Source organism: Prevotella sp. E13-17 (assembly GCF_022024035.1).
In the GTDB taxonomy this organism is placed as follows: domain Bacteria; phylum Bacteroidota; class Bacteroidia; order Bacteroidales; family Bacteroidaceae; genus Prevotella.
This window is the reverse complement of the sequence record NZ_CP091787.1, coordinates 349,881-365,719: the sequence shown is the minus strand read 5'-3', so window position 1 is coordinate 365,719 and position 15,839 is coordinate 349,881. Positions and strand designations below refer to the sequence as shown.

Genomic DNA, 15,839 nt, shown 5'->3' with positions numbered 1-15,839 from the left:
ACTGTTTATTGCTGTCCCAGTTCTACGTTGAATGTAAGACCTGGCTCCCACTGGATATCTACAGCCAGACCCAGCGATACCTGTGAAGAACGCAGGTCGGGAACGGTAGAGTAAGCACTCTTCAGTGAAGAAGTACTGATGGTGAAGTTAGCCGTGGTCTTGTGGTCCTGCATGAACACGCGAACCTTCTCGGTATCAGTGGTGCCATCGTCCTTGTAAGGAGGCAGAATGTAGTTTGCTGCATCTGTTTTGGCTCGGCTGCTAGTGGGGAACGAACTGCCGGTGGGATCCAGCTTGCCTACGAGGTAGAACTTGCTGCCACGACGAATCAGGTTGGCATTGCCCCAGAAGTCAACACCCGAATTATTCACAAACTCCAGAGCTACGAATACTGGCTGCTTGTTGTTGTCAGCATCATAGTTGTCCCACAACAGGGTGTAGTTGAAGTCAGAAGTCTGTGCAGTGTTAGAGGGCACGGTGATGCCATTGCCATCACTGCCAATATAGCTATCGTAAACCATGAAGTTGAAGTCGTTGCCTGTAGCATCCTTTTTCAGGAAGTTCCAACCCACCTTTTGACACTGACCGCCAACGATGACGCCCGTGAGCTTGAACGAGGTGCTATTCACGGTGATATGCTGATCGCTGGTCTCCTCTGTACAAGCAGCCTGGTTATCATCAATGATAGCTGCGCCATACTTCACTGTGGTGGCCAGCAAAGCTGTACCATAGTTAATGTCGCGCTGCATAGCCACGCTACGGGTGGTATTAGCCACAGCACCATTCTTGACCCAGCCTTTCAGGTTATTGGCAGCCACCCAGTAGCTGTCGTTGTCCCAGTTTGCCACAGTCTGTGGGTAATTGCTTTCCGCATGGGTCTCATTGCTGACACGCACGGGACTATTGCCAAAGTAAACAAGCTCTGCAGGATACAGGAACTTATCAACAGTCGTTGTGTTATCAGATACGGGTTTGAACACAGAAATAGTGGTAGCATAACTGAAGGCACCCGTATTTGAATTGGCCGTAGGATCGAACGTCAACTGTGCGGCTCCGTCTGGGAGGTTCAGAGCTTCAGGGAAGGTATTGGGGTCGATGGCATTTGTAAGAACATTCAGATCTACATCGATATAAGTATTGAAGGCTGTCTTGATGCTTGCCAAATCCTTGAACGTCACGCCATTCACATCATCGCGCTGGAAATAGTTGCTGAAACGGTTCTTAATGCGCTGACCCATCTTCTTAGCAATATACTCCTGCTCATTAGTTGCTGTGGCAGAAGCTACTTTGTCGGCCACAATCCACAGGTCTTCAATCACGCTCAGAATACCGTCTGCAGAGCCCGAACGTATTTCGGCAGCACCGCCCACCGTGCGAATCGTGGTCATCAGCACATAGGCCTTACCCAGGATTTCCTCCAGAGGCTTCATTGTTATTCTTGTTACAGGATCTGCGTATGCAACTCCGTAATCTCGCCAGTCTTTTGATATCGGACCATTATAGGTGTAGGTCACACCACCCTCAACATCCGTATAGGTTCCAGCAGTAATCGCAGCTGCCAGTTCGTCACCGGCCAAGGCTGTCCTACTACCACTGACGGTCTTATAGGGAGCATCCAGGAATCCTGGCGACCAGTAAGACACTCTATAGTCCCGATCAGACTTACTCTGATATTTGTCGTGTGGAGCTTCAACGTGCAGACCCAAGTTGGCCATACGAGTCATCAGCGTTGACAGCAACGTACAAGTATGCGAAAAGGCTGCCGTATTACCATTGATACGAGCATACGTTGTGAACTCTGTATCAGTGGCTTTATCGCCTACGTTGTAGGTAATGTTACCATACTCCGAGGGGTTGGCGCCGGATGTCGGCTTAGGAGCACGGCCATAGAACAACAGCGTGTTGGTACCTATGGGCAGTGCCAACTCAACCACACGACGAGAGTTGTCGGCAGCGATGGCACCTGATGCCAGCAAATTAGACAGGTCGTAGTTACGAGTAGAGAGCGCACTGGTAGATACATCATAGAGGTGCTTACCATTTTCGCTCTGCTTGTAGGTGAGGATGCGAGCATCGGTCAGTCCACGGAAGTTAGTACCGAGAGCCTGTGTGGCTGTGGCTGAAGAACGATGCAGAGGCGCTTTCTTCATACCGCTCTGGTCGGCGGCAGCAATGTTCAATACGAACTGTGTGTTTACAGTTCCTTTTTCCGAATCGTACGTAGGATTCACAGCATCTGTCACGACTTCGTCGTCAGACGTGCATCCACTGAACACGTACGTACCTATGAGTGCTATCGCTCCTGCAAAGGCATAGTTGAAAAACTTTTTCATGTCAAACATTTTGTTTAGTAATTAATAATATTCTTTTTCTCGCTTATTCATTTGTTAGCATTGCTATTCACAGGTTAGGGATGTTCCAGTTGCCGCAGGTTGTCGATGGCATCGCGGTCGCCATTGGCAGCGGCCCTTCGGAAACAGTCAAGGGCTTCACTGGTGTAGCCGCAGAGGTAGTAGGCCACGCCCAGTGCATTTTGTGCCCGCTCTTCGTGGCGAATAGTCAGCAGGTGCTGCAGGGCTTCGTGATGACAATCGCTACAGTCGGTGCGCAACAGGCCAATGGCACGGTTGATGAGGGGCGCCACCTTATCGGGTTCATATTTATACATCACACGCATGTAGCCGGAGTTACGCTGGTCGCGCAGAATATGCGTCTTGATGTACTGCCACGTACGTCCACCGTTCAAGCGCTTCAGTTTCTGTTCACAACGGTTCGGGTCTTTCTCGCTGGCTATCAAGTCGAGTGCCTGGCGCAGCTCTGCGGCATGGTCGGCATTCTGCTCGGCCTCGGCTTGCAACTGCTGGCGGAAATCAGTCCATCCCTCGCCACCGCCAACGGCCTCAAACAGTGTGTCGGCCAACTGCAGGTGCTGACGCACATACTCTTTCAATGCCTCGGCACGACGAAGCGACAACTTCTGGTTGTAGGCAACAGGTCCTTCGATAGATGCCAGACCCACAATCTGGATGGTGCGCACATCGGTCATGGTGTCGGCCAGTGCATGGGCGGTGACATCCAGTATCTGGCGCAGCACCTCGGCATTGTTGCGGAACTCGGGCAGCAGCACCGACTTGTCGAAGGGGAAATGCACATGCAACGGACGCTCGTCCTGATGCAGACGGCCTGCACTGTAGGTGAGATTCGTCACGGGCGTCATGAAAGGTGCAAATGCGGGCTTGCTTTCCACTTCGGGCAGCAACTCGGGCAGTGGTTCCAGTCGAGGTCTGCCAGGCAGGTTATAGACGATATTCAAAGCAGCCTGGGGCATGAAGAACGCCTTCTTCGTGGTGCCCAGTTTCTTGCCGCAATGGCCGCATTCATAGCGATTAAATTGGGTGTAGCCAACGGCTGCTCCGATAACGGCTTCCAAATTCCAGTAGCGCCCCAGTGGCCAGGAGTAGCCATAGAAAAATCCTAGCGCTCCCAAGTCGCCCTGACGACGCTCGTCGCGCACGGAACGATACATACCAAACGGGAAGCGAACCTCCGACACGTTATAATGACTATAAATCAGGTTAGCACCAAAGAAATGGTGCACGTTAACAGAGTCTGTCCAGTAGCGCACGTCGGGCGACAACAATAGGTGACGCCACTTGCGCGAGGTCTGATCGTTAGTAGGCCAAGGACGGAAACCTGCCGTCATGCCCACCGACCAGTGGGGCGACAGACGGGTACCGACGCGAAGATTAGGGGTGAGCCATGCATCGTAGAGCAGGTTGTTGCCGATGGTGACCTGCTGAGCATTCGTGCTGATGGCGAACCCGCAAAGAAGCAATATGTTCAATAAAAACCTACGCATACTTAAGCCCATTAATATTGTATAACATAAATCTATCATTGGCAAAATTACTAAATGATTTCATTTCATTACTAATTTTAACAATTACTTTTTGTCAAATTGTCTTTTACGTTTTTCATTTTGTCCAAATGGTATAGTTTTTCATGTATTTAAAGCGTTTTAGACGATAAAAAGAAAAAAAAACTTGCACATATTTGCGCAAGTTAATCACAGTATAAGAACCAATAAATTTGTAATATTGACAGTTACGTTATGTTATCAAGTGTTAATTTTTTGGGGGGGTAGATTCTGATTCCTACAGTTGTCGGCGGAAATCAGATGGCGTCATGCCATAAACATGCTTGAAATTTCGAATGAACGTGGTGGCACTGGGGATACCGCAGGCTTCGCCAATGGCAGCCATGGTATATTCAGGATGACTTTTGATGAGCGTCACGGCATATTCCATGCGTTTGGTGTTGATATAGCCAGGCACGTTGGTATTCGTGTACTTATTAATAATAGTGGCCAGCATGTTTTTATCAACACCCATCAAGCCCATCAGATCGTCGCGACCGAAGTCGGGCTTCACAAAGAGTCGTTCACGGATGATGCGACGATCTATCTCCTCGAAATGTCGTTGCACTTCATCGGGTGCATCTGTTGAACGATTTTCAACGGTTCCATCGGTAGTCTGATCACTCACAACCATGTCGCGATAGTGCATTAATTGGCGCACAGTGGCCATAATGGTTTGGTTCTTGCGACGCACCATCAAGCTGTAATTCAACATCAGTAGCATCACAACAAACAGCAACAGCGCAGCGGCGCCCATCACTATGATGAGCTGACCATGACGCGAGTTAGCACGCTCATTGTCTATCACCTTCATCACTTCGTCCGAGATGGTGGCCAACGTATGAGCGCTGATGGAATCGGCAATACGGGTGGTGCTGGCAAAACACTCAACGGCATGCTGGCTGTCGCCCATCTGATTATAGATAGAACCTTTATCGGCTAACAACTTCAACATGTTGCGCCCCAAGCTATCGCCGTCACTCATAATATGTTGGATGGACCTGTCGAGATAGCGAAGTGCCTCGTCGTTCATGTGGCGCAGGCGATAATACTCCAGCAGAGCATCGCCAACCAACGGATCGGAAAGGGCTTCGCCCACATACTCTTGATAGATTTGGTCGGCCTCGGCAGTGCGTTCTAACTCAGTCAGCAGGGCGATGCGCATGGTATAAACACGCTGCCAGGCACGCTGCTGCCACACCTTGTCGTGAATCTGCGATCCCTTGCGCACGCAGTATTCTGCGTTATCGCACATGCGCATGGCTGTTCGACACAAACCATCACCATAATACATAAAACACAGCAAGCTATAGTAGGCCGCCAGTTCATGATACTTATGCTCATAGTTGGAGCGCTTCATGATGCCAAGGGCATGGAAACAGGTCTGATACGCCATCTGCTTGTGGCCCTGCCTATAAAGGCGTCGGCCCCGCATAAAGAGGGCTTTTGACAGATACACGGAGTCGTCTTGCTGCCGAGCCAGCATGTAGAGTCGATAGGAGGCCTCGGGCATTTGCTTCCAATGGCGCAACATGTCGTGCGAACGCATGATGCGCTCCAACAACTGCAACCTGAGTGCAGGGTCGCCCTTATCGGTCAGGTCATCGTAGGCCTGCTGATAGTATTTCAGGGATTCATTGAACTTTAAAGAAAAACGACAGGAGTCACCTTGGGCCATCAGGGCTGATGGTGTGAGTGACGACGGCCAAGCCGTTTCTACTGCCACAAATAGAAAGATGACCATGCAAGAGATGGTCTGACGTATGCTCATAAGCCCAAGAATAGTTATAAACTATCCTTCCAGTTACAAAAGGGATTTTGGCGGAGATGACTATTGTAATAACGTCGGTCGCCCGTCACCTCTTGAGCGAGGAACGGAGGTAGTTTGGGATTGTCGTTAACAGATTTCAGCTCAACTTCGGCCACCACGAGACCGTCATTTTCGCCATAGAATTCGTCAACCTCGAAGGTATAACCCTCGTAGTCAACCAGATAGCGGGTCTTGTCGATAATACCTGGCTCGCAGAGGTCAAAGAGTTTGGCAGCCTCATCAAGGCTGATCTCTTTCTCAAACTCGTAGCGACTGAGTCCGCCGTCGAGCGACGGGCCCTTGATGGTGAGAAATCCTTGGTCATCACGCTGGCGCACACGCACAGTCTTTCCACCGCCACTACAGATATACCCCTGCTTGATGCGGTAGCTCTTATGCGCCAAGCGCTTATAGTCGCTGCTGCGTACCAAGAATTTACGCTCTATCTCCAGTCCGCTCATTTATCCGAACATCAATACAGAGATAAATGCATACAGCACTGCACAGACTATCAGCACACCGATAATCCATGCCACGACGTTTGTACCTTTCTGTTCCAGTTTCTCTGCGTAGGCCTTCTGCCTTTTATTCAGATGCTTTCCTTGTTTATTAGACATAATACTTAATGTTTGATAGGTTTACGAGAGGCAAAGATACAACTTTTTTCGGTTTCGCCAAAAATTATTTGTTTAATTTTTTGTTTCAAAGTAATTTATGGGGCAGAGCAACGGTTTAAGCACCGTAAAGCGACGCTCTTCCATGACGAAAGCGGCACTTCAGGCAGACAATAGTGCCACTTTCTGCAAGCAAAAGTAAAGCTTTCAACCCGCATCCAGGGGCTGGAATGGCGTCATCCAGGGGCTGGAGAAGGTCTATTCAGGGGCTGGAAAGGGGCAATCCAGGGGCTGGAAAGGGACAATCCAGGGGCTGGAGCCATTTTAAAAGTATCACTATTGGAAAACAAAAGTGGCGCCATTCATCATGAATAGTGCCACTATGAGATCTTTATTCTATAGGAATTGCATCTCAGCAATGCCGATATATATTCGCAGACTAATCGTCGGAAGAAACCGGGAACTCCATCAGATAGGCCTTGATGAAACCATCGAGCTTGCCGTTCATCACACCATCGACATCGCCAGTCTGGTAGTTGGTGCGATGGTCTTTCACGCGCTTGTCGTCGAAGACATACGAACGGATCTGAGAGCCCCACTCTATCTTCTTCTTGCCAGCCTCAATCTTAGCCTGCGCCTCCATGCGCTTCTTCATCGCACGGTCGTAGAGCTGTGAGCGCAGCAGCGCCATGGCGCGCTCCTTGTTCTTGGGCTGGTCGCGGGTTTCGGTGTTTTCAATCAGGATTTCTTCTTCCTCGCCCGTGTCGGGATCTGTGTACCAGTAGCGCAGGCGAACACCCGATTCCACCTTATTGACGTTCTGGCCACCGGCACCGCTGGAGCGGAAGGTGTCCCACGACAACTTGGCGGGGTCAACATACACCTCAATCGTGTCATCGACCAACGGAGTCACAAAGACAGATGCGAACGACGTCATGCGCTTGCCCTGTGCATTATAGGGCGAAACACGCACCAGACGGTGGACGCCATTCTCACTCTTCAGATAGCCATAGGCATATTCACCGCCCTCTATCTGCATGGTCACACTCTTGATGCCAGCCTCATCACCTTCCAACAGGTTGGCGATGGTGACCTTATAACCGTGGGACTCGGCCCAACGCATATACATACGCATGAGCATCTGCGCCCAGTCTTGAGCCTCGGTACCACCGGCACCACTGTTGATTTTGAGCACTGCATCCATGGGGTCTTCCTCCTGGCGCAACATGTTCATCAGCTCCAACTGCTCGATGGCAGCAATGGCAGCGGCATAGTCGGCATCGACCTCTTCTTCGGTGACCATCTCCTCCTTATAGAAGTCGAAAGCCAGCTGCAGCTCGTCGGCCTTGGTGCGCACATCATCGTAGCCATCAATCCACTTCTTGATGGTTTTCACTTTCTTCATCTGAGCCTCAGCCCTCTTCGGGTCGTCCCAGAAGTCGGGAGCTTGCGTACGCAAATCTTCTTCCTCCCACTCTATTCTTTTCTGATCGATTTTAAGATAGTGTTCCAACTTTTCCACACGTTCGAGCACATCTTTCAGTTGGTCTTGTGTAATCATGGTGCAAAGGTATAAAGAAGCAGGCGAACTGCCAAACAATTCGCCTGTTTTTTAGCTTACAACGAGTTGTAAGTCACGAACATAAATGTGAAAGAATCACCTGAGAAGGAACTTTTTTTGATGACTGACAAAAACACCGTGACGCGATGGAACCGGCAGTTTTTGACCGTTTAAGCCATAAACGGCATGGTCGTTCGAACAGATGGGATCCTTGTGAGACACACGCACGCCATTGATGGATGGACAATCGCCACGTCGGTAAAGGCGGAAGTTGTCTATCTTGAACCAGGTCTCGGCGGGTGCACCTTCGGTAGAAACGCCTATCGTGACGGGGGTTCCGTCTTCGGGTTGATCGAAATCTACCGAGATGGTCTGCATGGGATAGACATCACCACAGCCGGCAGTGCTGAGCTGTTGGGCAAAGTATCCTTTCTGACTGCCTGCAAACACATGCTGCTTGCCCAGACGGATGGTCTCATTCGAACGGTTGCTGGCCTGCATATCAACGGTCAGCGTATAGCTTCCTTTAGGCAGCGTGGTCAGCGTCTGACTGACAGTGGGCGTCTTCGAGGCGGAACCATCCCACACACCGAAGATGTACTGTCCGTCGGTGGCCTGAGGATCGCCATTGCCACCACCTGTGTTCACACCCCACCAAGTGGTTTCGCTATCGACTGTCCACCCCTGTGGTGCTGCCATGTTCAGCGTCTTGCCATCAGCCTCAAAGCTGGGATTAGCAATCAGATTGGTCATATCTTCGGGGGTTGTCTCGGTCTCGGGCGTTTCCTTGAGACTGACCGTCAGCTGTTGTCCGTTGTAGATGACTACTTGATCGCAGGTGGCTGTGGGCTGATCGCCAAAACCCTTTGTTGATGACACCCTCACCAGACGGAAGGTGCGCTGCTTCAGCATGCCGGGGAACTCACCCTGACGAGCACCAATGGTGAGTGTCTGTGAGGCTTCATCCCAAGCAAAAGGAATCTCACTGCAGGCACCTTGTTTGTAGCCATAGCCATCGAATTCATCCTCATAGAGCGTGAAATGACCATCGGCACCGGCAAAGATGCGGATTTCAAGGTTATCCCAGGCTTTCTCGCTGCTATACTGCACTTCAGGGCCAAAAGGCAGGATGCTACCAGCAGGAACATAAAGGGGCAGGATGTCCTGAGGGGCTGTGCGGAACAGACTTTTCCCGCCTGTATGGATGCGACCCGTCCAGAAGTCGTACCACTGACCTTTGTCGGTGGTGGCTGTGGCGAACTTCGGCAGATAGACATGGCGGCCGGCACCAGCATCGGTGACGATGGGGGCCACAAGAAAGGCACGACCAAACATGTACTGGTCGGTGATGCCCACGCACTGAGCATCGTCCTCGTAGGCCAACGCCATGCCACGCATAAAGGTATCATCGTGGGCCACCACCTGATGGGCGGTGCTGTAGAGATAGGGCAGCAGGCGATAACGGAGACGGATATAGCGGAGAATATTGTTATAGTCACCCTGAGCATCATCCTGCGAACCGAACTGCCAGATTTCACGTGGGGTATTGTCTCCGTGGAAGCGCATCATCGGACAGAAGCATGAGAACTGGGTCCAACGGTCGTAGAGGGTACGCCATGCGGGGTCGCCCACACCGCGATAACTGCCTGTAAAGAAAGCGCCCGTATCGCTGTTCCAATAAGGAAGGCCCGACACTGAGAAGTTGCAGGCAGCAGGAATCTGGGCTGCGAGGGTCTGCCAACTTGAGGTGATATCGGCACTCCATACGAAGGCACCAGTGCGCTGCATACCGGCAAAGGCGGAGCGGGTGAGGATGCTGACGCGCTTGTCACTGAGCGTGGGGTCGGCCAAGTGATGGTCATAGACGCCCTCCACATGACAGAGTGGGAAGGCATTGCGCAGCGAACGGAAGGTGCGTCCGTTCAAACCTGTCACATAGTCGTAGTCGGTGCCTTTATTGCTGAAGTCGTCGGGTTCTGACGAATCGAGCCACAGGGCATCGACGCCCTTGCTCATAATTCCCTGAGAGAGGTAGTTCCAGAAACTGTTGCGGGTGGCAGCGTCATAAACGTCATAAGGGCGCGTAGCCACAGTGGTGGGATAACTTTGGATGGGAATGAGGCGACCGCTCTGGGCAAACTCCTTGTACTGAGGTGTCTCGGGACCGAAGTTGGCCCACACGCTGATCATGAGTTTGGCATTCATGGCATGCACCTCGTCGATCATGCGCTGATAGTCATTGTACTTAGGATTCAAGAAAGCCATGGCATTCCAGTGGTTGTCATCGCCCCAGTACTGCCAGTCTTGCACCACGCAATCGAGGGGTACACCCAGCTGGCGATATTTCTTCACCACATCGATGACCTCTTGTGTGCTCTGATAGCGCTGCTTGCTCTGATAGAGGCCGAAGTTCCACAGCGGTGGCAGTTGAGTCTTGCCTGTCAGCTGTCGCCAGGCATGAAGCACATCATCGGAAGAAGAGCCAACCAAGACATAATAGTCGATGGCCTGACCTGTGGAACAGAACATGGTGCCAGCGGCATCATCAGTGAATGTGGTGGGCGAATAGTTATCCCAATAGAGGGCGTAACGCTTGGAGGAATATAAATAAGGTATATAGATACTGCGGTTGTCCTGAATCATGGTGGTGCTGAGACCGCGCATCGAGAGACGTCCGTTCTGCAACTGACCGAGACCATAAATCTGCTCATCGTCGGCCAGACGGAAGGTTTGTTTCAACTGAAAAGCATCGTTGGGGCCATCGGCCTGGGCTGCGATATGAGCAGATAGCTCAGTATAAAGCTGTTCACCCGTGGGACGATAGACGCTGACCACAGCATCGCCTAAATGATAGGTTAAGCGTACTTTTGAAGTGGACAAAGTGACGATTCCATCGGCTTCAGAATGAGTAAAGTCTATACCGGATGCAGCAGGGGTCTTCACCACAAGGCTGGGCTCGACGCGGGCTTCATCGCCCACGAACTTCGTGATGCGCAGAATGCTGTCATTGACGAAACGAACACGGACAGACATCTCGTCCCAACGAGCCAGCAGACCATCGGACGTGAACTGACAGGAGACCTGACGGCTCTTGGCGCGATACTGCTCCATGGCTTGCTGCAGTCGGGCTATCACATCGGGAATAGAAGCATAATTTGAAGTGGTGATACCACTGAGCATTTGCCGAGCCTCATCGATCGCTGTCTGGAACTGTTTTTTGACGGTTTCATCGGCAGGACGACTTTCGAGCAGTGCTTCGGCAGCAGAGATGACAGCACTCAGTTCCTGGCTCATCTGCTGGGCCAGCGACTCGTGGGTGATGCCAAGCACTTGCATCAGTTCGGGGTAGGCATTGACAATAGCCATGTCGCTATAGTAGCCCACGTCTGTAATCGTTCCGTCTGAACCGGAAGCGGTAAGTCCCATGGCAAGGATAAATCCAGTGCCATTGCTGTTGAGTACCATTCGTTCACGGTTGACATCAAACCAAGAAAAAAGGGCATTACCATTGCGCAAGTTCCAGACGAACACCTGACGGTCATCCGCCGTGGCACAAACATGGTCAGGTGCTACCTGCGAGCCGTGATTAGTGCCATTGAGCCACCACAGGTAGGCATCGGCAGAACCTGTCTTCAGCTGACGGCCGCTGACCACAAACCAATGGTCGGCTGGCGTAATGAAATACTTGCCATCGCAGTCGCCACCCATCTTGAAGGCCACATTGTTTTGGCCAGAAGAATGGATGGTGAATGACTGCTCTGCATAAGAGAATGCGCTCTGAGGCGCCCGATTGTTGTCGGTAGCCACATACTCGGTGGGCACAAAATGATAGAATGATTGTGCGCAAATCTTAGTCAAACCGAGAAGGGCAACCGACAGGGTTAATAGTAAATGGTTAAGTTTCATAATTGATCATTTTTATGTGTTAATTGAACTGGAAACCGATGCAAAGATACGACAAACCTGTCATACACCACACAAAGAAATGTTGATTTGGATGGAACAAATGAAGAAAAAGGAAAAAACAACGATTTTATCGGCTTCTGAAGAAGTCGCTTAAATACGACCCGTCCATTCCTTACTTAAGGGAGGGTGAATCATATAGGCTACTTATATTCAGAAGGCTTGCATCCAAACTCCTTCTGGAAACATTTGCTGAAATAGCCGGGAGAACAGAAACCAGCATACTCGGCAATCTCGGCAATGGTCTTGTCACCCTGGCTCAACAAGGCGGCTGCACGACGCAAACGGATGGTACGGATGAAAGCGACAGGTGACTGTTGGATGAGTGCCGTCAGCTTCTTATAGAGACCCGTGCGCTCCATACAGAGATCGGCAGCCAACTTCTCAACATTATAGGTCGGATCGGCAATGTGCTGTTCGACAAGCGCAGTGGCACGCGACATAAACTCTTTCTCTTGAGGCGTTGGCTCAGGCTCAACATTGGCTTCCTGATCGGGCTCACTAAGCATCACTGCCGCTGCAGAATGTTCATAACGGTTAACCTGATCCACCAGGTTTTGGATACGCAGCAACAGAAGCTGTTCGCGGTTCTGACGCTCAAGACGACGTCGATAGCTCAAGAAGAAGACTGCAATGAGCAACGCCAGTATGACAACATAAAGTACAAAAGCCACTGGCGACTGCCACCAAGGGTATTCGATGGTGAAGTGGATGGTTCGCACATCGTGCGGATTCCAATGATTGGGATTGGTAGAAGCCATGACCTCCAAAGAGTAGTCGCCCGGTGAGAGACTTGTCAGAGGGAGATAGAACACGCCCTTATCATCGACAAGATGACCAATGGAATCGGCAGAAATGGTGTGCCAGCCTTGTCCGTCGCCCGAAAAGCGGTAACGATAGAAGGTGCTGCGCGGACGCACATAGTTCATGGTGGAGAACTGAAAGGCCAGTGAGTTCTGACTATGGGAGAAACGAAGTTCATCCACGTAGGGAGGCGTAACACTGAGAAGTACGCGCCCATCGTAGCTATGGCCCGACTGCAATGGTTGACCATGAAGATATATGGTAGTTAGGATGGGGTGCACTTCTATGTCTATGGGCTTGGTGTCGAACAAGCCAGACAGAGGCGAGGTGTAGAGAATTCCGCTGTCGTAGGTGCCCAACCAAAAGCCTCCTTCGCGATCAAGACAAACAGTATTGATACCCGTAAAAAGAACGGTCCCATCGGGCAAACAGAGCTGACTGAAGAAAGACTGATGGCCCGTCAGGGGATTGATGTGCCAATAGCCTGAGGGTGAGGTGAGATAAAGAATGCCAGAGGGTGTGAGGGTGAGGGTGTGAAGGACTTTTTCACTTGTGAGAATAGTGCGCCACCGACGACTGTTGCGATTGAACTCAAGCAGCACCGACCCACCAGCACCAGTGCGCAACTGATAGAGACAAGAGCCACTGCCCTGAACCACGAGCGAGGTCCACTGATAACGGGAAGCATCGTCAGGAGTATAGGCTTGCGACAGAAAGACCTGACGGCCTTGGGCTGTAAAGACGACGAGCTGGCCTGTATCGAAAAAAGTATAGATGGAATCGCCTACTGCCACGACATCTTGCAAAAGACCTGCCGAGTGGGGCAGCTGCAAGCGATGGTTTCCTGCGGCATGTCGGAGTGTGCGACCTTTTAACAGCCAGGTGTTGCCGTTATCATCGATAAAGAAATCATCATCGCCGTGCCAGTCTTCTGGTATGACTTGACGCATGGTGGGAAGGTGAAAACAATAGAGTCGCTCGCGCTGCTTCATCCAAAGGCGGTCATGGCTGTCGGCAAAAAGATGGGTAGCCCCCTGATAAGCAGGAAGAGCTACCCATTGTGTTGTATCGATGCTAAGTGCACTGAAGCGCTGACCATCATAGATATCTATTGAACGGGGAGTGACGGTCACCATTCTACCATCGCTGAGCTGCATGAGCTGAAGGACGCAGTTGTCACTGAGACCATTTTGTCGATTCAGCGTATAAAAATGCGCCTCCTGACCACCGGCTGCCAATGACTGAACGGCAATTAGCAGAAGAACGAGAAGGCGGAGACAGGACGAACGAACAGCCATCGAAGTCTAATATCTATTCTGCATACATCGCATCAATCTCCTTCTTATAGTTCTCATTGAGCACGCGACGCTTTATCTTCAAAGTGTTGGTAAGCTCGCCGCGCTCCATAGAGAAGCCGTGAGGCAACAGGGTGAACCGCTTCACTTGCTCATAGTGGGCCAACTGCTGCTGCAGGGTATCTATGCGCTCCATCAACATTTGGTAGATTTGCTGGTTGCGACACAGGTCTTCACGATCCTTAAAGATGATATTGTGCTCGCGGGCATAGTCTTCAAGCAACTTGTACTCTGGGATGATGAGCGCAGAAACGAACTTGCGTTGGTCGGCAATGATGGCAATCTGATCGATATACTTGTCAACGAGCAATTTCGACTCGATCATCTGGGGCGCGATGTATTTACCGTTTGAGGTCTTGAAAAGATCCTTGATACGGTCCTTGAGGAACAACTCGCCATCTTGGATATAGCCGGAATCACCGGTACGGAAGTAGCCATCCTCGGTGAACGACTCGCGGGTGATATCGTCGCGGTTGTAATAGCCACGAGTGATGGTAGGACCCTTCAATAGAATCTCGCCCTCAGAACTGATCTTGATATCAATTCCGTCAATCGGATGACCCACGGAACCGACATGGAACGGCTTGCCAAGATGATCGCACGTCACGGTGGCAAGGCTCTCGGTGAGACCATAGCCGACAACCATGTTGAGACCGATGGAATGGACAAATTCTTCAACATGAGCAGATACGGCAGCACCAGCCGTGGGGAAGAAATGTGCATTCTCAAGACCCAACTCCTTACGTACCAACGAGAAGACGGTCTTGTTGAGCATCTCATACTCTAAGCGCAAAGCCAAGGGGGGCTGCTTGCCGGCAGCAAGATAGGTGATGTTATGTTTCTTGCCAATGGCAAGGGCATGCTTGAAGAGGGTGCGCTGAACAGCGCCACTGCTCTCAATCTTCTCTTGAACACCCTGATAGACCTTCTCCCAGAAACGAGGCACACTGGACATACAGGTGGGATGGGTCTCACGCATTGACTTCTGTACTTCTTGGGGATAGGTGTTGACGATCAGGCGTGCACCAACAGTGATACAAAGAATCTTCCAACCTTTCTCGAAGATATGGGTGAAGGGAAGGAAGTTGAGCACGCGGTCGGCATCGGTGACAGGCACACACTTGTGATTGGCAAGCATGGCTGCATGATACTGTCCCATGGTGAGGATGACACCTTTGGAATTGCCAGTTGTGCCACTGGTATAGAGAATGTTGGCTATATCATCCATTGTTGCCTCACGCTGCAATTGTTCTACAGCGGTCTGATGCGGCAACCCCTCGCCCATGCGCAGGAAGTCGGTGAACGACATCACCGTGGAATCGTTTTCTGGCAACTCTACCGAGGGGTCGAAAACGATGATGCGCTCAAGGGTCTTACAGGTACCGAAGACACGACGGGTCTTCTCATACTGTTCTTTCTCGCCTACAAAGATATAACGAATCTTTGCATCATTGATCATGAACTGGATTTGCTGCTCCGAACTGGTTGCATAAAAAGGAATGGTGACTGCACGTATGCCCCAAGCACCAAAGTCGGTGAAAAGATACTGGACGGAGTTCTGTGAGAACACACCGATATTCTCTTGAACGCCTACACCCAGGCTGAGCATAGCATTCGACACTTGTTTCACAACATCAGAGAATTGGTTCCAAGAACAAGACTTCCATGTTTTTCCGCCAAAGTTTTTGTAAATAAGTGCTTCGCGGTCGCCATACTTAGCTGCCACATCGTGCACCAGAACAGATAAATGACTACAAATCTGCATAATACCAATCAAGTAATTATTTCTTTAGTGCAAAATTACTGCAAAATAACG

The 15,839-nt window shown here is 50.8% G+C and carries 9 protein-coding genes; all 9 read right to left on the bottom strand.

The genetic code is table 11. The annotated features are described in order from the left end of the window. Positions 1 to 5: 5 nt before the first annotated feature. Positions 6 to 2,333, bottom strand: a complete 2,328-nt coding sequence (locus L6472_RS01170) for a hypothetical protein (RefSeq protein ID WP_237806448.1) — start codon at positions 2,331 to 2,333, stop codon at positions 6 to 8. A gap of 74 nt (positions 2,334 to 2,407) precedes the next feature. Beyond that, positions 2,408 to 3,859, bottom strand: coding sequence for a DUF3575 domain-containing protein (locus L6472_RS01165; RefSeq protein ID WP_237806446.1), 1,452 nt, complete (start codon positions 3,857 to 3,859; stop codon positions 2,408 to 2,410). A 295-nt stretch (positions 3,860 to 4,154) separates the two neighbouring features. Continuing rightward, complete coding sequence (locus L6472_RS01160) at positions 4,155 to 5,687, bottom strand: helix-turn-helix domain-containing protein (RefSeq protein WP_237806444.1); 1,533 nt, start codon at positions 5,685 to 5,687, stop codon at positions 4,155 to 4,157. Between the two features lie 14 nt (positions 5,688 to 5,701). Then, positions 5,702 to 6,187 (bottom strand): CYTH domain-containing protein, encoded by a 486-nt coding sequence (locus L6472_RS01155; protein ID WP_237806442.1) that lies wholly within the window; start codon positions 6,185 to 6,187, stop codon positions 5,702 to 5,704. Next, positions 6,188 to 6,343, bottom strand: coding sequence for a hypothetical protein (locus L6472_RS01150; protein WP_237806440.1), 156 nt, complete (start codon positions 6,341 to 6,343; stop codon positions 6,188 to 6,190). A 436-nt stretch (positions 6,344 to 6,779) separates the two neighbouring features. Next, on the bottom strand, positions 6,780 to 7,901 hold the full coding sequence (gene prfB / locus L6472_RS01145) for a peptide chain release factor 2 (protein ID WP_237806438.1): 1,122 nt from the start codon (positions 7,899 to 7,901) through the stop codon (positions 6,780 to 6,782). A 96-nt stretch (positions 7,902 to 7,997) separates the two neighbouring features. Continuing rightward, entirely contained in the window at positions 7,998 to 11,807 is a 3,810-nt protein-coding gene (locus L6472_RS01140) for a TIM-barrel domain-containing protein (RefSeq protein ID WP_237806436.1), read from the bottom strand. Between the two features lie 200 nt (positions 11,808 to 12,007). Then, positions 12,008 to 13,966, bottom strand: a complete 1,959-nt coding sequence (locus tag L6472_RS01135) for a helix-turn-helix domain-containing protein (protein ID WP_237806434.1) — start codon at positions 13,964 to 13,966, stop codon at positions 12,008 to 12,010. Positions 13,967 to 13,979: 13 nt separating this feature from the next. Next, positions 13,980 to 15,788, bottom strand: coding sequence for a long-chain fatty acid--CoA ligase (locus L6472_RS01130; protein WP_237806432.1), 1,809 nt, complete (start codon positions 15,786 to 15,788; stop codon positions 13,980 to 13,982). Between the last annotated feature and the right edge of the window lie 51 nt (positions 15,789 to 15,839).

Bases quoted from the DNA above. Each gene is read 5' to 3' on its own strand.
- L6472_RS01170 (WP_237806448.1), bottom strand. From the start codon at position 2,333: ATGAAAAAGTTTTTCAACTATGCCTTTGCAGGAGCGATAGCACTCATA.
- L6472_RS01165 (WP_237806446.1), bottom strand. From the start codon at position 3,859: ATGCGTAGGTTTTTATTGAACATATTGCTTCTTTGCGGGTTCGCCATC.
- L6472_RS01160 (WP_237806444.1), bottom strand. From the start codon at position 5,687: ATGAGCATACGTCAGACCATCTCTTGCATGGTCATCTTTCTATTTGTG.
- L6472_RS01155 (WP_237806442.1), bottom strand. From the start codon at position 6,187: ATGAGCGGACTGGAGATAGAGCGTAAATTCTTGGTACGCAGCAGCGAC.
- L6472_RS01150 (WP_237806440.1), bottom strand. From the start codon at position 6,343: ATGTCTAATAAACAAGGAAAGCATCTGAATAAAAGGCAGAAGGCCTAC.
- prfB (WP_237806438.1), bottom strand. From the start codon at position 7,901: ATGATTACACAAGACCAACTGAAAGATGTGCTCGAACGTGTGGAAAAG.
- L6472_RS01140 (WP_237806436.1), bottom strand. From the start codon at position 11,807: ATGAAACTTAACCATTTACTATTAACCCTGTCGGTTGCCCTTCTCGGT.
- L6472_RS01135 (WP_237806434.1), bottom strand. From the start codon at position 13,966: ATGGCTGTTCGTTCGTCCTGTCTCCGCCTTCTCGTTCTTCTGCTAATT.
- L6472_RS01130 (WP_237806432.1), bottom strand. From the start codon at position 15,788: ATGCAGATTTGTAGTCATTTATCTGTTCTGGTGCACGATGTGGCAGCT.